The sequence below is a fragment of the Oerskovia jenensis genome, from assembly GCF_016907235.1.
Classification (GTDB): domain Bacteria; phylum Actinomycetota; class Actinomycetes; order Actinomycetales; family Cellulomonadaceae; genus Oerskovia; species Oerskovia jenensis.
The window spans coordinates 2,482,298-2,503,456 of record NZ_JAFBBO010000001.1; the positions used below are offsets into that span (position 1 = coordinate 2,482,298).

The following is a 21,159-nucleotide window of genomic DNA, read 5'->3' on the forward strand; positions in this document are numbered from 1 at the left end:
GGCGGTCGGGCACGGTCGCCCGCTCAGCCCAGGGCGGCGGCGACCTCGGTCAGCAGGGGCGAGACGGCGCCGTCGGGCGTGCTGGCCGCCTCGCGCAGTGCCGCGACCTGCAGCACCATCCACGGGCTGAACGCCCAGGGCGTCGCGTCGACCGCACGCCCCAGCGTGCCCGCTGCGGCCCACTCGAGCTCGGCGACCTCGTCCGGGTTGGCCGTCACGTCGCTCGCGGCGCGCGCGACGTACACGGGGCAGATCTCGTTCTCGACCACGCCCGACGCGTCCACGGCCCGGTACCGGAACCCCGGCACGGCGACCTCGAGACCCTCGATCCGCAGGCCCAGCTCGTGCGCGGCGTGCCGCGTGATGGACTCCTCGGTCGACTCGGTCCAGCGCGGGTGACCGCAGAAGGAGTTGGTCCACACGCCCGGCCACGTGCGCTTCGACAGGGCGCGACGCGTCACGAGGAGGCGACCTGCGCCGTCGAGCACGTAGCAGGAGAACGCGAGGTGCAGGGGCGTCTCCGTGGTGTGGACGTCGCTGCGCGCGAAGGTCCCGGTCCGGTTCCCCTCGGCGTCGACGGTCACGACGTGGTCGGCGGCGACGGGCACGTGCACGTCGGTCATGGCTCCTCCAGGGTCCTGCGGTGCTGTCGGGGGGTGCACCGGTCACAGGACCGGTGCGAGCAGCACGGGCGCGGGCGCGCCCGGGGCATCCGGCCCACTGTCACACACCGGACGAGAGGAAGGAAGTCTGTCCGTGCTCCGGGCGTGCGGAGTGGGTTGCACGTACCCGTCCGGCCCAATGGCAGAGCGCTGCCTAGGCTCCCGTCCCGCTAGTCGACCAGCAGAGTCGCGTCCAGGGTGGGCCAATTCGAGTGCGAATCCACTGAGGCGTCCACCTTGGGATCAGTCGCGGCCTGGGAATCCGGACGACTGGATCCCGTCACGACGGGCGGCTGGGGCCCACGGAACATCGCGAAACTCACATCGAACGAATCAGAACGCCAGTTGGGCAAACGTCGGATACCGATTGTAGTGGACTACAAAAGCCTCCAACTGATCATCCTCCAGATCGAATCCACAAGCCTGCACATCTGAGCGCGACAGCGGCGCAACAGCAGGAAGCAACGCGCGCAACGCCGAGACTTCTCGCGCCGTGAGCGGCGGCGTCGTAATCGGCTCGTCGTTTATCCCGAACCAATTAACACCTCCAACAAGTTCGCGTACTCCAGAGGCGCTACCCCCATCCGGAAGGAACACTCCCACAGTAACCATAGGGGTACCATCTTTGTAGCAAAGACGAAAGCACGGAATTGCTACTTCACGACCTGCATCCACCGATACGCTAACAAGCCGATCCTGGAGAAGCCGGCCGATTTCTCGAGCCAGATTCCGCTCGTCACGAACGACTGCCAAATCCAAATCCAGCGGAATCCCGTAATTCAACAGGCCGGATAGGAACTCGGAGCGCTGAGCTGGCTTTCCGTAACGCCCACCCGTCGCACTAAACGTGGCGATCAAGAAAGAGTTGTTTGGTAAATATCTCACGAGATCATCTAGTTCGCGAATCCGCTCCTCGTCCAGCGCCTGATCATAGTCAAGCCAGGAAATCCACGGGATCGTTCCCAACTCGGGACGGGACAGCAAATCTGGAATCACGTCTGACGAGATCCCTTCAACCACTTCGATCGTGCGGTAAGGCCTGTTGAACTCGGCGCGATGCGCGGTGATTGCATCTCCCTCAATCGAGACCATTCGCAAAATGCCGAGGGAACGATGAGCCATGTGGAAATCTGTGAACCATACGGAACCAAAGCCCACGTACACCGATGTGGCGACCTCAGGGACGACACCGACCACTGCGCGCAGTCCGTCAAAAACAATGCTACGTTCAATAGCCTTATTCTGACGCACGGAATAATCAATTCGATTACTTGAACTCATTCGTCCGCGTCCACGTGGGCTTCGTACGTATAATTGAACGACTCTTGACCCACGTCGCGGTACGACATGTTCACGTTTCCCAGCGCGCGGGCTAGCGCGACCATTCGATTCTTTGGCACTGCGTAGTTTACGTTTGCCACTTGCGCCCTAGACGCGCGCACTGCGGGCAAACCCACCTTTGAACTAGGAAGAACCGTTGATGCCTCGACCGTACTGGCCGACTCCTCAAGCTTACGAGCATCGTCCAATGCGGACTTACGAGCATTCGTATAGTCAATCCAGGCACGCGCCGGCTTCAACATTCTATTCACGGTCCTCTGGTAGACCGCCAGCGACGGGTCAACACTCCTTTTCGTAGTTGTCATCGGCAACAATGATGGATCAGCCGCAGCAAAGAGTACCATTCCAACAAAGCCGGAATACTGGCCATGCCATCGGGGGAATTCCTTAACGCCCCAGCCGGTCAAATGCGTCCGGTCTGCCGCCAGTACAACGCGACCATTGCAGACAATGTACCATCCAGACTCTCGATCCGGGCGACCGACCTCGGGCTCGTTACTATCCGGAGGAGCTGCGTGCATTCCCGCGATAATCTCGACCGTCACATCGCCATCGTGAAACGACTCACGCAGAGGGACAAACGTGTCGCTTGTTAGCAACTTTAGCGGCTTAAAGGGGACCTTCACTCCATTGACCTTAATCACCAGACCCTGCATCAATGGAATTAGATAGTCGCGCCCAAGAACCTCCTCGATCAAACTCCTCTGGTACAGCGGGTCGCGGAAGCGGCGGGCTGCGTCATCATTCAATCCATGTATTTCTATCTCGACGCCTGGCTCTTTCAGATGGTCAGCCGCATCCATTTCGAAGTCCCACGGTGTGGCGCGTTCTGCGAGCCATTCGCTGACGACAATGGGAACACTGAAGCTAGAGACGGTTCCATCGCGGTCGTGAGTGCTCGTGATCTTGACGGAGTCTCCGATCTTGAAGATCGCGCGCTTCATTCCAATTCCATAAACGCCCACAGAGTAGTCGCCGTCGATTCGCTGCCGTGCGGCCTCATGCGGGGGAGCGTCTTCGGGTTCTTTTCGTCCAAACGTGAACGCGTAACTGATCGCATTCTCGATTGATATCCCGCCGCAATTGTCCGAGATCTTGAAGTGATCGTCGGAGAATTCGATCGAAATCTCGAACTTGGAAAGAAGATCCCCATTGGTGAAAACAGTCGGCTGCGCACCAATACTCTTCCACGCGCTATCGATTGAGTTGTCCACGAGATCCAGGATGCAGTCGTCGAGCGTAATATCTCGGGTAAGCATGCGCACAAAGAAGGCTTTCGTTGGGCTCGCATCCACGCGCCTACCCTCGGGCCCTGCATCCATCGTCATTGCCGTCTCCATGTCCGTCGGGCTACTCCGGCACGTACTATGCCATCGGGGCAGCGTTCTGTCACGGGTGAGATGCATCAAGAGCTAGCCGCGCAGACCGGCACTTCGCGCATGCACCCTGCGCTATGCTGTGTTACGACTCAGACTCTCTCCAGCGTTCAAGCGATGAGGCCCGCCCAAAGTGACACCTACCCCCGACTTCCGCCCTGTGGCGGTCGATCTCTACGCAGGCGCTGGTGGCCTGTCTTTCGGAATGGAACAGGCGGGATTCGACGTACTCACTGCCGCCGAATTTGACCCAATCCATGCCCTGACTCATCGCTACAACATGCCAGCCACGCCAGTTCTTTGTTCCGACCTGAGCGAAAACGCAGTCGATACTACGTCGAAGATGATTCTCTCGCTCGTTGAAGACGCGTGGCGAACTTCGGGACGACAGGGTAAGGTGCAGATTGATGCGGTAGTAGGTGGGCCACCGTGTCAAGGATTCTCGGTAGGGGGGGTGCGCGATTCGGCGGACGACAGAAATGACCAGCTTCTTCGTTTTGTGGACCTAGTTGTAAGTCTGAAGCCAAAGGTCTTCTGCCTGGAGAACGTAGCCGGTCTACTGGAGTCACGATTTAGCCCAATTCGCGATGAGGCAATTCGGCGTTTGACGGTTGAGGGTGGTTACTCACTTGCCGGTCTTGATACGGCGGTGAATGCGTCTGATTATGGGGTTCCACAGAGTCGTCGCCGCGTACTCATTCTCGGGACCAGCTTGGATGACGTGCCGGAGATTTCTGACTTCAGGTCCGCTGCTCCACTAGTGGGAGACGCGTTGGAAGGCCTTCCGGATTTGGCGCGCTATCGACGTTTGCTTCGTTCAGACGAAGTGATCTTGCGGGACGCTGACTATGCTGCATTGGTCTCGGTCGAGTCAAAATACGCACGCCAGATCGTCGGTGTGGAGACTGATCCTCTGGACAAGAGCTATCCTCGAGCATACTCGGCACACTCATTGACTGGTTCACTTCGAACGGTGCATACCAAAAAGACGGTCCAGCGGTTCTCGCGGACTCCACAAGGAAAAGCTGAACCTATCAGTCGGCTATTCCGATTGGACCCGGCTGGGTTCGCAAGGACGTTGCGGGCTGGTACCGGAACTGATCGAGGTTCTCATACATCGCCTCGTCCGATCCATCCATACAAGAATCGGGTCGTCACGGTTCGGGAGGCAGCTCGTCTACATGGGTACCCCGACTGGTTCCGATTTCACACCACAAACTGGCACGGGCATCGGCAGGTCGGAAACAGTGTCCCCCCGCCCCTCGGTGCCGCGGCTGGACGAGCACTGATCTCTGCATTGGGAATCACGTTGATTGACCGCCCGAACGAGGTGCTTGAATTGGGTCGCCCGGAGTGGCTGAGAATGAGTGGAGTGGAGGCGGCCAAGGTTATCGGGATTGCGGACCTGGCCCGAAGTTTCGATTAGCGAGTTGAGTTTCACTCATGCATCCCGCAAGCATGGCCCGACGGCGCAGGGTCGCCCTGCGCCGTCGGGTCACCCGTCAGACGAACCCGAAGACCGGTGGGAACACCACGACCACGACCGCCGCCCACACGGCGTACACCGGCAGGAACTGCGTCTGCCAGCGCCCGAGGGCCGCGAACGGGCGCCGTCCCCGCAGGAACCCCGTGAGCAGCAGCGCCGACCCCACGAGGTGCACGAGCAGCAGGAGGTTGAGCCCCAGGGCCGCGACCTTGTTGGGGCTGAAGCCGAACTCCGCGATGCGGGTGGCCATCGCGGTGAGCGCGACCGCGTCGACCGCGAACGCCGCGACGACCAGGGCGAGCAGGAGCGCGTCGAACAGGTGGGGCGGGGAGAGCGGGTCGCGTGCCGAGACCGAGTAGAGCAGCAGGCACAGGACGAGGACCAGGATCGCGTCCATGAGGATGAGGAGCCCGCGGTCGGTGTCGAGCAGCGAGCCTGCCGTCGCGAGGACCACGAACAGCACGACCAGCATGACGATCGTCAGCGGGGTGAAGACGCGGGTCAGGACGGGCGCGATGTTCTCCACGACGTTCTGCTTGGCCTCGACGAGCCAGGCCGCGACGACGAGCGCCCCGGGCACGGCGAAGGGCAGGATCCACCCCTCGAAGAACGGCTCGGGGTCGATCCCCACGAGGTTCAGCGTGCCGAACGTGAGGCCGAGCAGGACGCCGCCGCCCAGGGCCAGGAGCGTGAAGTAGATCGCGAGCTCGCCCGTGAACCGGGCGAAGTCCATGCGGCCGCTGTCCGAGCGCCACCGTCCGCCGACGTACGCGATCCCCACGAGCGCCCACAGGACCACCGGGGTGTGCAGCGCCGCGAGAAGGAGCGTGGCGCCGTCGGCCTCGAACGGGTAGACGTTGAGCACGACCGCGAGCACCGTGAACGGGACCAGGAGCATCACGCCCACGCCCCACGTGAGGCGGCGCTTCCAGGCGAAGTACCCCGCGAGGAACGGGAGGACCAGCAGGCCGATGTTGCGCATCAGGACCGTCTCGTCGCCGATCAGCCCGGAGGCGACCTTGACCGCGACCCCCGCGCCGACTGCGAGCGCCAGGACGACGGCGAGCTCGCGCCACGACCGTTCGCTTCGACCCGTGCCGCCCGTGTCGGGGACGAGCACGAGCTGCTTCCACAGGCGGTCGGAGTGCTCGCGAGCGAACTCGCGCGACACCTCGTCGAGGTTGCCCATGCGCTTGACCGCCACCAGGAAGGCCTCGTCGTCGTCGAGTCCGGTCGCGGTCAGGTCGGCGACCTGCTCGCGCAGGTGGTCCTCCATCTCGTCGACGTCGGCCGTGGAGATCGCCTGACGGCGCTGGACGTAGCTGCGCCACTGGTCGATCTGGGCCTCGAGCTCCGGGGTGCTCACCATCATGCCCACCCCTCGGCCACGGCGCGGGGGGACTGGACGTCGCCCAGGTCGTTCCACACCTGCTGGAGCGCGTCGGCGACGACCTGCCACTGCGCGCGGCGCTCGGCGAGCGCCTCGTGGCCTGCGGGCGTCAGGGCGTAGTGCTTGCGCCGCCGCCCGACGTCGGACACGCCCCACGTCGCCTCGACGAACCCGAGGCGTTCGAGCCGGTGGAGGAGGGGGTAGAGCATGCCGTCGGTCCACTGCATGTGACCGCCCGAGAGCTCGTTGACGCGTCGGACGATCGCGTAGCCGTACGACTCGCCGTCCGCGAGGATGCCGAGGACGAGCGGCGTGGCCGAGGCGGCGACGAGGTCCTTGTCGATGTGCATGGTGCTCCAATACCTAGGACTGCTAGGGGTATCTAACCTAGCAGATCTAGGTATGGAGGCACGGGCCCCCCGAGACGAGCACGGCTCGCGGTTGCCGACCCTCACGACCCGTGCCAGAAAGACGACCGTGGAGAACACCCGGCCGAGCATCACGGTCCTTGCGCCGTACGGGACCTCGCTCGGCCCCGCACTCCACGCTGGGCTCGGGGCCCGAGGCTGGGCCGTCGAGCTCCACACCGTCACCCGGGCCGAGCCGACACACCTGCGCACGAGAGCCGTCGTGGTCATCGAGGACGACGACGGCAACGCACGGATGGGGCTCCCCTCCACCGGGTCGCTCACGACGTGCGTCTGCGTCGGCTCCGTCCGGTCCGTGTCCGTCCTGCTCACTCTCCACGGTCGCGGTGCCACGGTGCTCAACCAGTCCGCCTCGCTGCTCTCGCTGCTCCGGCTCGTCGAACGCGCCCACCTGACGCCCGGTCGGACCGAGCACGAGGCCGTCGCGTTCTCGCGCACGCTGCAGCGGCGACGGGACGAGAGCATCGGCCTGGGCCGGCTGACCGCGGCCGAGAACGGCGTCCTGAGAGCCATGGTCGCGGGCTTCAGCGCCACCCAGATCAGCGACCAGCGCTACCTCTCGACCCACACCATCCGCAGCCACATCAAGTCGATCCTGGCCAAGCTCCAGGTCCGGTCCCAGCTCGAGGCCGTGGCCGTGGTCCGCCGGTCCGGCCACATGACCTGGCTCCACGACGCCCACGCACAGTTCACCAATTCTGGTGAAGACGACGCCTGACCCCGTCGAGCAGAGTGAGGAACGCACGACGACGTGCGCGAGAGCCCCGCCTCACCGCCCCCCTCGGAGGCACCGACGACGAGGAGCTCGCACCCACGCGGACCAGGGGGCCGGTGATGCATCGATGACGAGCTGAGCACGACCATCCGTAATCACTCGAACACGCAAGGGGATCGATGATGATTCAGGTATCGACAACACAACCGACCACGCTCCTCAACACCACGGTCGTCGGCCAGCCCTGGCAGCCGAGCTACACGCCGGGCCTCGGCGTCGACGCCGTGACCGGCCAGCTCCGCGCCTCGGCCGTCAAGCCGTTCACGGTCACGCCCAGCACGACCCAGAACCCCGAGTTCACGTACTCGTTCATCCAGGCGGAGAGCGACGTCCAGAGCCTCATCAGCGCGTCGCTCAAGGGCTCGTACAACATCGAGGGCATCACGGTCAGCGCCAGCACCTCGTTCCTCGACGAGCTCGCCGTCTCCGACCTCGCCGTGACCCTCGTCGCCGAGGTGTCCGTCGAGGACGGCCAGTACTCGCTCGCCCCGTCGTACGAGCTCGCGGTCCAGCCCGGCCCCGGCTTCCGCGAGAAGTACGGCGACTACTTCGTGGCCGGCTACCGGGCCGGATCCTCGCTGTACGTCACCTACCAGTGCCGGTTCACGAGCACCAAGCAGCGCACCGAGTTCTCGGCCGCCGTGGCCGCCGAGGTCCCCCAGGTGTTCAGCACCGAGGGGAGCTCCAAGTTCGAGTCGATCGCCTCCAAGCACGGGGCGAACGTCAGCATCCACATCACCGCACGCGGGGTCAAGGGCAGCTTCCCCAACCCGCCGTCGGGGTCGACGTGGACGGCCGAGACGATCGTCTCGACCCTCCTGCCCTGGTTCAACGCGGCCCAGTCGCCCGCCCCGCTCGAGTCCTACCTCATGGCCTACCGCATGATCGACCCGTCGATCTCGGGCGAGGTACCCATCAGCCCCGACGTCTTCTCCCAGGTCGGCTACCTCTACGGCCAGTTCTGGCTCGCCCGGAGCCGCGTCAAGACCTGCCCCGAGTTCGGCAAGAAGCTCGTGGACGACCCGTTCCGCAAGCTCGAGAAGGACCTCGAGGCCTACCAGTCGTCCCTGCCGACCGACGAGGCCCGGATCGAGGCGTTCACGGCCGACACCAAGCGGCTCCTCGGCGAGCTCGACGTCGTCGCCAACCGCCAGACGTTCTACACCCAGGTCGTCGCAGCCTCGAAGACCGAACCGGCCGAGGGGGAGAACTTCGACGCCGACAAGGGCCGCGTGCGGTGGGGCTACGGGTTCCAGCGCGGCGACGCCCCCGGCATCGACGTGGCCAGCATCTCCCAGAACTACTCCGCGGACTGGAAGATCGGGTGGCGCGAGAACGTCTTCACGTTCCGCGACACCTCCAAGGTGATCGTCGGGTGGGACATCATCTGCAACCGGACCGACAACGGCGGCGACTGGCAGAAGCGCAGCGCCACGATCATCGGCCGCAACAACGGCAACGTCTACGTCAAGAGCGACTACGACCGCGGCTGCAGCTGGACGATCGTCTGGTACACGGTCGACGCCAACCTCTACCCGGCCGGACCGTGGACGCTCACCGCGGCGCACGAGCCGGAGTTCGTCGAGTCCGTCGCGGCGGCCGCGACGACCGACGCGCTCGGCACGAGCGCCGTCGACCCCCTCGACTACTGGACCCCGGAACGGATGAAGGCGGCCGAGCCGCTCGACCGAACCGCCACGTTCGACGTCGACACCCTCTCGACCGCGACCGAGACCGCACCCACCGGGGGCACGACCGCATCCGAGGGCGGACACCCCGGCGTGCAGGAAGGAGCCCGGACCACCCGGGTCCAGGACCCCCAGGCCTACCCGTACCGGACCGTCGGCAAGCTGTTCTTCGTCCTGGACGGCAAGCCCCGCGTGGGGTCCGCCGTCGTCGTCGACCGCCTCGGCATCATGACCGCCGCACACTGCCTCCTCCTGGGCAGGAACGAGGCCAGCAACATCGTCTTCGTCCCCGCCTACACCGCAGGCGCAGCCCCCTACGGGACGTGGAAGATCACCCGAGCCGTGTTCAACACCGCGTGGGCCCGCACGATGGAGTCCGCCTGGGACGTCGGGTTCTGCACCGTCGCCCCCGACGACCAGGGGCGAGGAGTCGGTGACGTCGTCGGCCGGGCCGCCGTCCGCTGGGACCGGATCGGCACCGCCTGGAACGACATCGGCTACCCGGCCAAGGCCATCCCGGGCTTCCCCTTCGACGGTCAGCACCAGTGGCAGAGCCTCGGCGGCCGCGCCGCAGACACCCTCCCGTCGACCATCACCAAGCACGACAACATGACCGCCGGAGGAAGCGGCGGTCCCTGGTTCACGGCCGAGGACCCGAAAGTCGTGAACGGCGTCCTGAGCCAGTACATCAAGGAAGGCGAGCTCAACGTCAGCGCCGAGTTCGGCGACTGGGTGGGGCGGCTCTACCACCACGTCTTCGGCTGACCACCGTCAGGACGCGGCCGCGCGAACCCGGCCGCGTCCTGAGGTGTCCGGCTCGGCAGGGCATGTCCGCCTCGGCGGGCGGAGGCCCGGGCCGGACACGACGAAGGCCCCGGATCTGAGATCCGGGGCCTTTCGTCCATCACGTGGGGGGTTTCGGGAAGTGGCTGACCTGCACAGACATGCGACGCCCTGACCCAGGCCAGGCACACCCGAACCAGGCCTCGGGACACACCTGTTGGCACTCTCATCGTTGGGTGACGGCGCAGCGCTAACTCCGCCGCGCTCATCCGGGTCACTTCCACGCGACGGCGCACGCCCGCCCGCCTTTCGAAAACTGCTAGAGGTGCGTGCCCGAGAGGTGCGAGTTGCTCGTCATGTCTGGGCGGGCCGAAGGCGCTGACGTTGGGCGTCAACGCCCATATGCTGCGCCGATGGACCCAGTCAGCACCGTCGCGCTCGGGATCGAGCTCCACCTCGTGCCCACGGCCGAAGGCGGCCGACGCTCGCCGCTTCTCGGCGGTAGTGAGCCTGGTGTCCGCTTCACCCACCGGCCGAACTGGGGCCTTCCTGGGTGGCCCGACGGCGACCAGACAGCGGCCCCGGTTCTCGGCTTCTCCCGGGTCGGCATCCGCCCTGGCGATGATGTTCGTGCCGTCATCGTTCCCCAATTCCCCGTGGAGGTGCCGACGTGGCGCGGCGTGGTCGCGGGTGACGAGTTGAGGATGTACGAGGGCTCGCGGATCTGCGGCCGCGGCTATGTCGTCTGGGTGGAGGAGGCTACTTGGCCCACGCTGGAGGACGAGGCGGAGCGCTTCGTCAGATGGCTGGACGACTCACCGCAGTGATCACGACGCCCGAGGCGCGCTATGCCCGAGCGAGGTCGGAGATGTAGTTCCCGTCGTCGGCTCCCGACTGCAGCGTGCTTCTCAAGTGCTTCAGTTCGGAGGCGGGGACGTTCGACGTGAGAGGCCGCACCGGAGCCGCGCCAGCAGTTCAACCACGACCCTCCTTCCGAGGAATCTTGCATCAAGCCGCACCCGCACGACCACCACCTGAGTACCCCGCCCACCCGGCCCCGCACCACCCGGACGCACCGTCGCGCCACGAAACAGCCGCACACCCCCAGGTCAGCGCACATCCGGCCAGCGCACCGCGCAGCCGACCCACCCCAACGGCCAACGACCACCACAACCACCCCCACGCCCGCCCCTGGACGCAAAAAATCCCGGCCAGGAGAACCTGACCGGGATCTTTCCCGAAGGCGAACCGGCTCGAAAGCCGAAACCCTTCTCACGTGCGCGAGGGGGGACTTGAACCCCCACGCCCTTTCGGACACTAGCACCTGAAGCTAGCGCGTCTGCCATTCCGCCACTCGCGCGTGCCGCAGAAGATTATCACGAGAGCCGACCCAGTCCTGCATCGGCAGTCCGGCCGCCCTCGTGAGGTCTTCCACTGGTGCATCTCCGGACCCGGAGGTCCGTGCTGCACCAGAGAGAACAGTACCCCGCTCCGGGACGCGCCTCACGCCCGGGGCACCCGATCTCCCCGTGATCTCCCCGTCCACTTCGGACGATCACCGGCCCGGCGGGGCCCCGGGTCGTTACGATCTAGGTAGTCTGCCCGGGGACCGTGTACCCGGTCGAGAGAACGTCGATGAGGGAGGAGGTGGCATGGGAGTCCTGGATCGTTTCGAGAAGGGCGTCGAACGCGTCGTCAACAACGCCTTCAAGGTCGGGCGCAGCGAGGTCAAGCCCGTCGAGCTGGCGAGTGCTCTGCGTCGTGAGGTCGACGATCGGGCCGCGGTCGTGGACCGCGACCGGACGGTCGTGCCCAACCAGTTCACCATCGAGCTGTCGCCGGACGACTACGCACAGGTCGAGGGGTGGGGAGCGGAGTCGCTCGCCGACGAGCTCGCGGCCAACGTGACGGAGCACGCGGCGTCGCAGCACTACGCGTTCGTCGGCCCGGTGAGCGTGTCGTTCGAGCAGGAGGACTCCCTGGACACGGGGCGTTTCCAGCTACGTTCGGCGAGCGTGCGCGGGAACGTCGCGCCCGCGACGAGCTCGGCGCCCAGCGCACGGCACCCCCTGGTGGACATCGACGGGCAGCGTTACCTGCTCACGGGTCCGGTCACGGTCATCGGGCGCGGCTCGGAGGCCGACATCGTGGTCGACGACCCGGGTGTCTCACGTCGCCACCTCGAGATCCGGGTCACGCCCGACGGCGTGATCGCGACGGACCTCGGTTCCACCAACGGTCTCTTCGTCGAGGGCCACCAGGTCCCAGCCGCTACCCTGCTCGACGGGAACAGCCTGACCATCGGGCGGACCCGCATCATGTTCTGGACGGGTGCGCCCGACAACGAGGATTGGTGATCCCCTCCGCATGACCGAGCTGACGTTCACCCTGCTGCGGCTGGGATTCCTGGTCCTCCTGTGGGTGTTCGTGTTCGCCGCGATCGGTGTGTTGCGACGCGACCTCTACGGCACCAAGATCACGGCACGCAAGGGCCGGAGCGGCCAGGAGGCGCGCCCGCCCGCGGGCGCCGCCGCGCCACGTGGTGCGGCCACCTCCCGCGGAGCTGCACCCTCGGGCCCGACGCCCGCGGCCCCGGCGCCGGCTCCGGCCGGCCCGACGCGGCTCGTCGTGACGTCCGGACCCTTGCGCGGCACCACCATCCCGCTCTCGGCGTCGTCGATCCTGCTGGGGCGCGCCCCCAGCTGCACCCTCGTCCTCGACGACGACTACTCGTCCTCCCGGCACGCCCGGATCTTCCCGCAGGGTGGCGCCTGGTACGTGGAGGACCTCGGCTCGACGAACGGCACGTACATCAACGATCGACGCATCTCCGGTATCGAGCCCCTTCCTCCGGGCGTGGGCGTGCGGGTCGGTCAGAGCATCGTCGAGCTGCAGCGGTAGCGCCCCATGAACATCGCGCTCAAGTACGCCGCCCTCTCCGACGTGGGCCTCGTCCGGTCGAACAACCAGGACTCCGGGTACGCGGGTCCGCACCTGATCGTCGTGGCCGACGGGATGGGCGGGCACGCCGGCGGCGACGTCGCGTCCTCGCTCGCGGTCGCTGCCCTCGCCCCGCTCGACGGCGAGTCGCACGGCCCCGACGAGGCCCTGGGCCTCCTGGAGTCCTCGATCGACAACGCGCGCCTCGACCTGGTCGAGCGCAGCGAGCAGACGCCCGAGCTCGCGGGCATGGGCACCACCGTCACGGCCCTCCTGCGCAGCGGGAACACGCTCGCGATGGCGCACCTCGGTGACTCCCGCGCGTACCTGCTGCGCGACGGCGTCCTGAACCAGGTCACGACCGACCACACGTTCGTCCAGCACCTCGTGGACACGGGCCGCATCACCCCGGAGGAGGCCGAGTACCACCCGCAGCGCAACGTCGTGATGCGGGTCCTCGGCGACTTCGACGTGGACCTCACGCCCGACATGTCGGTCCGCGAGGCTCGCCCGGGGGACCGTTGGATGCTCTGCTCCGACGGTCTCTCGGGGTTCGTGAGCCTCGAGACGCTCGAGCAGACGTTGATCTCGGTCCGGGACACGGACGAGTGCGCCGAGCGGCTCCTGCACCTCGCTCTCCGTGCGGGCAGCACGGACAACGTGACGGTCGTCGTGGTCGACGTCGTCGACCTGGACACCCTTCCTGACGGTTCGGGTCCCTCGACCGCTCCGGTCGTCGTCGGTTCCGCGGCGATCGACCGGGACCGCCCGACGTCCGCGCAGGACGGTCCTGCCGCCCGGGCCGCGTCGCTCGTCGCGTCGGCGAGCGCCGCCCAGCAGCAGGCCGCAGCGGGTGACCCTCCCACGGACCCGGAGCAGGTTCCGCAGGACGGCACGGCGGGTCCGGCCACTCCTTCCGGCGACGAGGCGGACGTGCGACCCGCCAAGCGTTCCAAGCGGTGGATCGCCCCGGTGGTGACCGTGGTCGTCCTCGCCGCGCTGGGTGCGGGGGCCTTCGTCGGCTACCGCTGGACCCAGCAGCAGTACTACGTGGGCGTCGCCGACGGTCAGGTCGCGGTGTTCCGCGGCGTTCCGACGAGCGCGGGCCCGCTCACGCTCTCGACCCCGATCGAGCTCACGGGGGCCAAGGTCGACGACCTGCCTCCGTACGTCGTGGACCGGCTGAAGGAGACCATCAGCGCCACGTCGTTCGACGACGCGCGCGAGCGCGCCACCCGGCTCGTCGCCGACGCCACGGCGGAGACGACGACCACCGACCCCACCGAGCCCGCTGTCCCCACGGACACGGAGACGGCGCCGCCCGTCGACCCGGCGGCTCCCGCCGACCCCGCCGTCCCGCCCGCCGACCCCGCCGTCCCGCCCGCCGACCCCGCCGTTCCCCCGGTGGCGCCCTGATGGCCACGGTCGAGCCGCACGCCACTGCCTCCACCAAGCGCCCGTCGCGCCGGGCCGAGGCCGGCCTGCTGGTGCTCGCTCTCGCGATCGGCATCGGGTCCTACGCCTCGGTGGGGTTCGGGCTCCAGGACAAGCTCCCGGACAACTTCACGCAGTACAGCCTGACCCTGGTCGCGCTCGCCGTGGTCGGGCACGTGGTCCTGCGCCTCAAGGCGCCCTACGCCGACCAGGTGATCCTGCCCGTCGCGGTCGCTCTCAACGGCATCGGCCTCGCGATGATCGGCCGTATCGCCATCGGCGGCTCGATGGTCGGGTCCCCCTCGGACCTGGCGTCGAAGCAGCTCCTGTGGACCGTGCTCGGCGTGGTCGCGGCGTGCGGCGTGGTCTGGCTGCTCAAGGACCACCGGACCCTGCGCAGGTACTCGTACACCGCGATGATCGTCGGCCTCGTCCTGGTCGTGATGCCGTTGCTCCCGGTCATCGGCCGGAACATCAACGGTGCTCAGATCTGGGTGCGCATCGGAGGTCTGTCGTTGCAGCCCGCGGAGTTCGCCAAGATCGCCTTCGCGATCTTCTTCGCCGGCTACCTCGTGACCAACCGGGACACGCTCGCTCTCGCGGGCCCCAAGGTCCTCGGCCTCCAGCTCCCGCGCCTGCGTGACCTCGGACCGCTCGTCATCGTGTGGGCCGCCTCGCTCGCAGTCCTCGTCTTCGAGCGCGACCTGGGGACCTCGCTCCTGTTCTTCGGGCTGTTCGTCGCCATGCTGTACATCGCGACCGAGCGCTTCAGCTGGGTCGCGATCGGCCTGAGCATGTTCGCGGTGGGCGCGGTCGTCGCCGCCTCGGTGTTCCCCCACGTCCAGGCACGTGTCGATGTGTGGCTCAACCCGTTGGCCCCGGAGATCTTCGGCCGCGACCCAGGAGGCTCGGGCCAGCTCGTGGGCGGGATGTTCGGGCTCGCGAACGGCGGGTTGACCGGTACCGGCTGGGGCCAGGGCTACCCACGGCTCGTGCCCTACGCCTACTCGGACTTCATCTACACGTCGCTCGGCGAGGAGCTCGGGCTCGCCGGGCTGCTCGCGATCCTCGTCATGTACCTCGTGCTCGTCGAGCGCGGCCTGCGGACCGCGATCGGCGTCCGCGACGGGTTCGGCAAGCTCCTCGCGGGTGGCCTCGCCTTCGTCATGGCGTGGCAGCTCTTCGTGGTGATCGGCGGGATCACCCGCATCATCCCGCTCACGGGCCTGACCATGCCGTTCGTCGCGCAGGGCGGCTCCTCGCTGCTCGCCAACTGGCTCGTGATCGGCCTCCTGCTGCGGATCTCCGACAACGCCCGCCGGCCGTCGTCGCTGCCGGTACGGGGCCAGGTCGCCCCCTCGCAGGCCGCGACCGGTCCGAGCACGGGCAGCCAGCCCGTCGCGGTGGGGGCGGGCTCCCACGAGGCCGTCGAGGCGGGCGAGGCGAGCGCCGCCGTCGGACCTTCGCGTGGCGGCCCCTCCCAGGACCTGCCCACGCAGGTCGTGCGCACCGACCTCTCCGAGGGCGGTGGTGACCCGATGACCGGGGCGACCGAGATCATCGACGACACCGAGCGGAAGAACCTGTGAACGTCCCCCTGCGCCGTGTGGCGACCGTCGTGCTCGTCATGTTCCTGGCGCTCATGGTCTCGACCACCTACATCCAGTTCGTCCAGGCGGACTCGCTCAACAACGACCCGCGCAACAAGCGCCAGGTGTATCGCGAGTACGGGAACTTCCGGGGCCCGATCGTCGTCGCGGGGGAGTCGGTCGCGCTCTCGACCCCGGTCGACGACCCGTACGGCTACCAGCGCTCGTACACCAACGGGCCCGTGTTCGGTCACGTCACGGGGTACTTCTCGATCGTCAACGGGAAGACCGCGATCGAGAGCACGGAGAACGAGTTCCTCAACGGCCAGGCGAGCACGCTGTGGATCGACCGGCTCCAGGGCATGATCACCGGGCAGAAGCCCCAGGGCGCGTCGGTCGAGCTCACGATCGACCCCGCGGCCCAGCAGGCCGCGTACGATGCGCTCGGCGAGCAGCGCGGTGCGGTCGTCGCGATCGAGCCGGCGACGGGCAAGATCCTCGCGATGGTCTCCAAGCCGTCCTACGACCCGAACGTCCTCGCGACCCACGACACCAAGGCCGCGAGCGAGGCGTACCAGTCGCTCATCAACGCCGACGGCGACCCGCTCGTGAACCGCGCCATCTCGGGCAACACGTACCCGCCGGGGTCCACCTTCAAGCTCGTGACGGCCGCCGCGGCCCTCGAGTCGGGCCAGTACACGCCCGACACCGTCATCCCGGCCCCCGACGAGTACCAGTACCCCAACTCCACGGCGACCATGAAGAACTTCGGCGGGGCCCGGTGCTCGCCGTCGGGCGAGCAGACCCTCGCGGACGCCATGCGCATCTCGTGCAACACCGCGTTCGCGGACCTCGGGGTCACCCTCGGCGGGGACGCGATGCGGTCCCAGTCCGAGGACTTCGGTTTCGACTCGAAGCTGTCCGTCCCCATGACCGTCACTGCCAGCCACTTCCCGGACGCGGAGGTCACCGACGACGGCGGGCAGCTCGCGCGCGCCTCGATCGGACAGGGCGACGTCCGCGCCACGCCGCTCCAGATCGCCATGATCTCGGCAGCGATCGCCAACGGCGGCAAGCAGATGACGCCCTACACCGTGCAGACGGTCCGGGGCGCCGACCTCGAGGTCGTCGAGCAGACCGAGCCGTCGCTCCTGCGCACCTCGGTGTCGCCGACCACCGCGCAGCAGCTCACCTCCATGATGATCAGCGTCGTGGAGAACGGTTCGGGCAAGCCCGCGCGCATCCCCGGCGTCCAGGTCGCCGGGAAGACCGGCACGGCCGAGAACGACCCGGAAAAGGCCCCGCACGCCTGGTTCACGGGCTTCGCGCCTGCCGACAACCCGCAGGTCGCCGTCGCCGTCATCGTCGAGAACGGTGGCGACCGCGGCAACGAGGCGACCGGCGGAGCAGTGGCCTCCCCCATCGCGAAGGCAGTGATGGAGGCGGTGTTGAACAAGTGAGACCCGTGGAGGGGCTCGCCCTGGGCGACCGCTACCGCCTCGTCCGCCGCATCGCGATCGGCGGCATGGGCGAGGTGTGGGTCGCGAACGACCGCGCGCTGGGGCGCGAGGTCGCCGTCAAGCTGCTCCGGGAGGAGTACGCGGGCAACGAGGACTTCCTGGAGCGCCTGCGCACCGAGGCGCGCAACAGCGCCGCGCTGTCGCACCCGAACATCGCCCAGATGTACGACTACGGCGAGCAGAACCAGTCGGGCTACCTGGTCATGGAGCTCGTCATGGGAGAGCCCATGGCAGACCTCCTCGAGCGTGAGCCCGTCCTCATGCCGTCCAAGCTGCTGCCCATCCTCGCGCAGACCGCCCGAGCCCTGCACGCCGCGCACGTCGCGGGTGTGGTGCACCGTGACGTCAAGCCGGGCAACATCCTGCTCGAGCCTCGTGGCATCGTGAAGATCACGGACTTCGGGGTCTCGCTCGCGGCGAACCAGATCCCCATGACGGCGACGGGCATGGTCATGGGCACGGCCCAGTACCTGTCCCCGGAGCAGGCGATCGGTCAGGCCGCGACGGGCGCCTCGGACGTGTACGCGCTGGGGATCGTGGCGTACGAGTCGGTCGCCGGGAACAGGCCGTTCACGGGGTCGACGCCCGTGGACATCGCGGTCGCGCACGTCAACGAGAAGGTGCCGCCGCTGCCCGCGCACGTGCACCCGTCCCTCGCCTCGCTCATCTACGCGATGCTCGCCAAGGACCCCAAGGCGCGCCCCATGCCGGCCTCGGCGCTCGCCCAGACGCTCGACGACCTCGCAGAGACCATCGCGCGCGACCCGTGGGGGGCGACAGCCCGGGCAGGGGGCGCGTCACGCCGCGCTCGCCGCACGCAGCCGGCCAGGCACGGTGCGTCTCCGCCGCCGAGCTCGCCCACGCCGCTCGAGATCCCCGAGGAGCTGCGTTCGCGCCCGCTGCCCACGATCTCCTCGCCGCGCCCGCAGGACGCCGCACGGTCGGCGCAGTCAGGTCTGTCGGCCCAGTCAGGCCTGTCGGCGCAGTCCGCCCAGTCGGGCTACTCGAGCCACTCGGCGCTCTCCGCGCCGTCGGCGGCGTCGGCGGCGCCGTCGGACACGCCTCTCTTCGACGGCCAGGCCGTCCCCCCTCCGCCCCCACCCCCGCCGGCGCCCTCCGGGCCCGGGGCGCCCGAGTCGACAGCGCTGCCGTGGGAGCGCGCCTCGGCCTCCGTGGCGGCAGAACCGCCCGCGGACGCGCCGCGTTCGTACCCGCCGCGCCGCGAGATGCACGGTGGGGCGTCGGCCGCGCGCCCGCGACGCGCGGAGTCCGGCCCGACGGCGTCGCGCACCTCGGCGCAGGGCGGCCCTCAGCGGGCGGCCGCCGCGGGCGTCACCCGTGCCGAGCGTCGGCGCGCGTCCCAGGACGCGCCGCCCGTGCGGACGTCGACCACGACAGGACAACGGATCGGTGGATTCGCCAAGGGCTTCTCGTGGCCGCTCCTGGCCCTTCTCGGACTCCTGCTGGTCGTGCTCGTCGCGACGCTCGTGGGGGGTGGCGACGAACGGTCCGAGGGGGCCGCTTCTGCCCCGAACGTGACCAGATCGTTGCATTCGTCCTCGGACCTTGCGTCCGACGATGGGATGATGCTCAGTATTGCGCCGGGTCCCTCTGGGTCCCCGGCCCCGACGACATCGAAGGACTCCTAAGTGGTGGACAACGCTCCCCGGATACTCGCCGGCCGGTACGAGGTCGGTGAGCTCATCGGCCGAGGCGGTATGGCCGAGGTGCACATCGGCCACGACACCCGTCTCGGACGGACCGTGGCGATCAAGATCCTGCGCTCGGACCTCGCGCGGGACCCGTCGTTCCTTGCCCGGTTCCGCCGGGAGGCCCAGGCCGCGGCGGCACTGAACCACCCGGCGATCGTCGCGGTCTACGACACGGGTGAGGACACCCACGTCGAGCCCGGCGGCGGGACGGCGCACGTGCCGTTCATCGTCATGGAGTACGTCGAGGGACACACCGTCCGCGACATCCTCGGCGACGGTCAGGCCGTCCCGATCGACGAGGCCATCGAGATCACGGCCGGTGTCCTGTCGGGGCTCGAGTACTCCCACCACGCGGGCATCGTGCACCGCGACATCAAGCCCGCGAACGTGATGATCACCCCGACGGGGGCGGTCAAGGTCATGGACTTCGGCATCGCGCGAGCCGTCGCGGACTCCGCGGCGACCATGACCCAGACCCACGCCGTGATCGGCACGGCGCAGTACCTGTCGCCCGAGCAGGCCCGCGGCGAGACGGTCGACGCACGCAGCGACATCTACTCGACGGGCTGCCTGCTCTTCGAGCTCCTCACGGGGCGCCCGCCGTTCATCGGGGACTCCCCGGTCGCTGTGGCCTACCAGCACGTGCGCGAGGCACCCGCGAAGCCGAGCGACCTCGCCCCGGACGTCCCCGAGGTCCTCGACCGCATCACCCTCAAGGCGCTCGCCAAGGAGCGCACGGCCCGCTACAGCAGTGCCGCGGAGTTCCGCAACGACCTGGAGAACGCCGTCCGGGGTGGCCACATCACCGCTCCGGCCCTCGGCGTCGCCGCTGCTGCCGCTGCGGGGGCCGGGGCTCTCGCAGCGACCCAGGTGCAGGGCCCGCTCGAGAACGCGACGCAGGTCATGAGCCCCGCCGTCGCCGGTGCGCCGAACCCGTGGGAGACCACCGGAGTCCCGGCCGCCGTCCCCCCGGGGCAGCCGCCCGTCGGGGCACCGGCCGAGGGTGAGCCGGAGGACGAGGGATCGGGCAAGAAGCGCGGCCTCATGTGGGCGCTCATCGCGGTGGGTGTGGTCGCGATCGCCGCGATCATCACCATGATCCTGCTCAACCAGAAGCCCGCCGAGCCGGAGACGGTCGCCGTCCCGGCGTTCAGCGCGACCACGACCCCCGAGCAGGCCCAGCAGGCGCTCGACGAGGTGGGGCTGGAGTTCCTCAAGGCGATCGACCAGGAGTCGCAGCTCCCCAAGGACACCTTCGTCAGCTCGTCCCCGGAGAGCGGCACGGAGGTCGACAAGGGCACCGAGGTCACCGTGTTCTTCTCGGCGGGCCCGGCTGCCGTGATCGTCCCGAACGTCGCGGGCCTCTCCCAGGAGCAGGCTCGTGCCGAGATCGAGTCCGCCGGTCTCGCAGTCGACCCGACGGTCGACCAGGAGGACAACGGCACCGTGAAGAAGGGGCTGGTCACACGGACCGAACCCGCTGCCGACGAGAGCGCCCCGGCCGGTTCGGCGGTCAAGATCTTCATCTCGAGCGGCCTCGTCACGATCCCGGACCTGGTCGGCAAGCCCCAGGCCGAGGCCGAGACGGCCCTCGACGACCTCGACCTCAGCTATGCGATCGTCGAGGAGGAGAGCACGAAGACCGCCGGCACGGTCATCAAGCAGAATCCGGGCGCAGGCCCGGGCAAGCAGGGCCAGAAGGTCACGCTGACCATCGCCAAGACACCCGCCCCGGCCGGACCGGAGATGACGAACGTGCCGGACATGGTGGGCAAGACGCTCGACGAGGCGAAGGAGCTCCTCGGCGGGGCAGGGCTCAACTCGGGCAACGTCACCGAGAAGGAGTCGGCCTCCGTCCCCAAGGGGAACGTCATCTCGACGAACCCCGGCAAGGACGCCGTCCTGGAGGTGGGAGACAAGGTCGACATCGTGGTCTCCACCGGCCCGCCCGGCGGGGGCGGCAACGGCGGCGGCAACCAGACTCCGTGACGTCCCGTCGCGAGCCGTAGGAACGGCAGCGCACGAGGGCCCGGCA

The 21,159-nt window shown here is 68.0% G+C and carries 16 protein-coding genes and 1 tRNA gene; 11 read left to right on the forward strand and 6 right to left on the reverse strand.

Annotation, left to right across the window (positions count from 1 at the left end; translation table 11 throughout):
- Positions 1-23: 23 nt before the first annotated feature.
- From idi to JOD49_RS11135, 3 genes are all read right to left on the reverse strand, one after another.
- Positions 24-623 carry an isopentenyl-diphosphate Delta-isomerase gene (gene idi, locus JOD49_RS11125; RefSeq protein WP_205307248.1) on the reverse strand — a complete coding sequence of 200 codons (600 nt, stop codon included), beginning with the start codon at positions 621-623 and terminating at the stop codon, positions 24-26.
- 372 nt (positions 624-995) lie between these two features.
- The gene (locus JOD49_RS11130) at positions 996-1,913 is read right to left on the reverse strand and encodes an O-methyltransferase (RefSeq protein ID WP_205307249.1); all 918 of its coding nucleotides are present in this window, start codon (positions 1,911-1,913) and stop codon (positions 996-998) included.
- Between the two features lie 26 nt (positions 1,914-1,939).
- Positions 1,940-3,331, reverse strand: coding sequence for an ATP-binding protein (locus JOD49_RS11135; protein WP_205307250.1), 1,392 nt, complete (start codon positions 3,329-3,331; stop codon positions 1,940-1,942).
- 208 nt (positions 3,332-3,539) lie between these two features.
- On the opposite strand from JOD49_RS11135, the gene JOD49_RS20900 reads away from it, so the two are divergent.
- Positions 3,540-4,805 (forward strand): DNA cytosine methyltransferase, encoded by a 1,266-nt coding sequence (locus JOD49_RS20900; RefSeq protein ID WP_372441359.1) that lies wholly within the window; start codon positions 3,540-3,542, stop codon positions 4,803-4,805.
- Between the two features lie 76 nt (positions 4,806-4,881).
- Here the strand turns inward: JOD49_RS20900 and JOD49_RS11145 are convergent, their stop codons facing one another.
- On the reverse strand, positions 4,882-6,237 hold the full coding sequence (locus JOD49_RS11145) for a permease prefix domain 1-containing protein (protein ID WP_239525195.1): 1,356 nt from the start codon (positions 6,235-6,237) through the stop codon (positions 4,882-4,884).
- Positions 6,234-6,605, reverse strand: coding sequence for a PadR family transcriptional regulator (locus JOD49_RS11150; protein ID WP_205307253.1), 372 nt, complete (start codon positions 6,603-6,605; stop codon positions 6,234-6,236). The genes JOD49_RS11145 and JOD49_RS11150 overlap by 4 nt, the downstream gene beginning before the upstream one ends.
- A gap of 127 nt (positions 6,606-6,732) precedes the next feature.
- Between JOD49_RS11150 and JOD49_RS20535 the strand changes: the two genes are divergently transcribed.
- From JOD49_RS20535 to JOD49_RS11165, 3 genes are all read left to right on the forward strand, one after another.
- Positions 6,733-7,401, forward strand: coding sequence for a helix-turn-helix transcriptional regulator (locus tag JOD49_RS20535; RefSeq protein ID WP_205307254.1), 669 nt, complete (start codon positions 6,733-6,735; stop codon positions 7,399-7,401).
- Positions 7,402-7,577: 176 nt separating this feature from the next.
- Positions 7,578-9,911 (forward strand): trypsin-like serine peptidase, encoded by a 2,334-nt coding sequence (locus JOD49_RS11160; RefSeq protein ID WP_205307255.1) that lies wholly within the window; start codon positions 7,578-7,580, stop codon positions 9,909-9,911.
- A 431-nt stretch (positions 9,912-10,342) separates the two neighbouring features.
- Positions 10,343-10,756: a hypothetical protein gene (locus JOD49_RS11165; protein ID WP_205307256.1), complete on the forward strand. Its 414-nt coding sequence runs from the start codon at positions 10,343-10,345 to the stop codon at positions 10,754-10,756.
- 450 nt (positions 10,757-11,206) lie between these two features.
- Here the strand turns inward: JOD49_RS11165 and JOD49_RS11170 are convergent.
- Positions 11,207-11,289: transfer RNA gene (locus JOD49_RS11170), tRNA-Leu, on the reverse strand.
- Positions 11,290-11,581: 292 nt separating this feature from the next.
- Between JOD49_RS11170 and JOD49_RS11175 the strand changes: the two genes are divergently transcribed.
- The 7 genes from JOD49_RS11175 to pknB are packed head-to-tail and all read left to right on the forward strand — an operon-like array spanning position 11,582 to position 21,113.
- A complete protein-coding gene (locus JOD49_RS11175) occupies positions 11,582-12,286 on the forward strand; it encodes an FHA domain-containing protein (RefSeq protein WP_138826978.1) in 705 nt (234 codons plus the stop codon).
- Positions 12,287-12,296: 10 nt separating this feature from the next.
- A complete protein-coding gene (locus JOD49_RS11180) occupies positions 12,297-12,830 on the forward strand; it encodes an FHA domain-containing protein FhaB/FipA (protein ID WP_205307257.1) in 534 nt (177 codons plus the stop codon).
- Between the two features lie 6 nt (positions 12,831-12,836).
- The gene (locus tag JOD49_RS11185; RefSeq protein ID WP_205307258.1) at positions 12,837-14,285 is read left to right on the forward strand and encodes a PP2C family protein-serine/threonine phosphatase; all 1,449 of its coding nucleotides are present in this window, start codon (positions 12,837-12,839) and stop codon (positions 14,283-14,285) included.
- The gene (locus JOD49_RS11190) at positions 14,285-15,892 is read left to right on the forward strand and encodes an FtsW/RodA/SpoVE family cell cycle protein (protein ID WP_205307259.1); all 1,608 of its coding nucleotides are present in this window, start codon (positions 14,285-14,287) and stop codon (positions 15,890-15,892) included. Before JOD49_RS11185 ends, JOD49_RS11190 begins: the two co-directional genes overlap by 1 nt.
- Entirely contained in the window at positions 15,889-17,352 is a 1,464-nt protein-coding gene (locus JOD49_RS11195; protein ID WP_205307260.1) for a peptidoglycan D,D-transpeptidase FtsI family protein, read from the forward strand. Before JOD49_RS11190 ends, JOD49_RS11195 begins: the two co-directional genes overlap by 4 nt.
- Complete coding sequence (locus JOD49_RS11200; RefSeq protein ID WP_205307261.1) at positions 17,349-19,061, forward strand: serine/threonine-protein kinase; 1,713 nt, start codon at positions 17,349-17,351, stop codon at positions 19,059-19,061. The genes JOD49_RS11195 and JOD49_RS11200 overlap by 4 nt, the downstream gene beginning before the upstream one ends.
- The gene (gene pknB, locus JOD49_RS11205; RefSeq protein ID WP_205307262.1) at positions 19,062-21,113 is read left to right on the forward strand and encodes a Stk1 family PASTA domain-containing Ser/Thr kinase; all 2,052 of its coding nucleotides are present in this window, start codon (positions 19,062-19,064) and stop codon (positions 21,111-21,113) included.
- The last annotated feature ends 46 nt before the right edge of the window (positions 21,114-21,159 follow it).